At 66.8% G+C, this 530-nt stretch carries 1 pseudogene; it reads right to left on the reverse strand.

Going from position 1 to position 530, the window contains the following annotated elements:
- Positions 1-128: 128 nt before the first annotated feature.
- Positions 129-530 (reverse strand): annotated as a pseudogene (locus tag ABD369_RS40990) (hypothetical protein); the annotation flags it as partial.

Consider the following 530-nt stretch of genomic DNA (forward strand, 5'->3'; position numbering starts at 1 on the left):
GATTCGGCCTTGCCCGCCTCGCTCTTGCCCATTGCTGTGTCCCTACGCAGTGACCTTCTGGTCCTCCGACGCTAACACCGCCGGGTAGCTGCGACTGCAAGTACCGCCAACTCCGTCCGAATGGACGCTCAGACCGATGCGACCTCGAGACGCGGATGTGACGCGGAAGCCTGGGTCGACCGCAATCGACGGAATCGGACCACGGCAACGACGGCGGCAACAGCGGCGAGGATCACCAACGGCAGCGACGGACCCATCGTGGGTTCGATGACAACCAGTAGCACCGGCAGTCCGAATCCGAGATAGGTGCCGACGTAGAAGATCCCGGTCAGGGCGCCCCGCGAGGCCGGGGGAGCCAGCGACTCGAGGTCGAGCAGTCCCTCACGCAGACACAGTCCGTAGGCCGTACCGAGGACGAGCGCGCAGACGATGAACAACCCGAGCGCGGGGTGTGCGCCGCCGACGGCGACCAGGCAGTATCCGAGCGCCGCCAGTGGGGCGCCGACCGTGCCGGCCTGAGGACCCCAATT

The sequence above is a fragment of the Kitasatospora cystarginea genome, from assembly GCF_039533515.1.
Taxonomy (GTDB): Bacteria; Actinomycetota; Actinomycetes; order Streptomycetales; family Streptomycetaceae; genus Kitasatospora; species Kitasatospora cystarginea.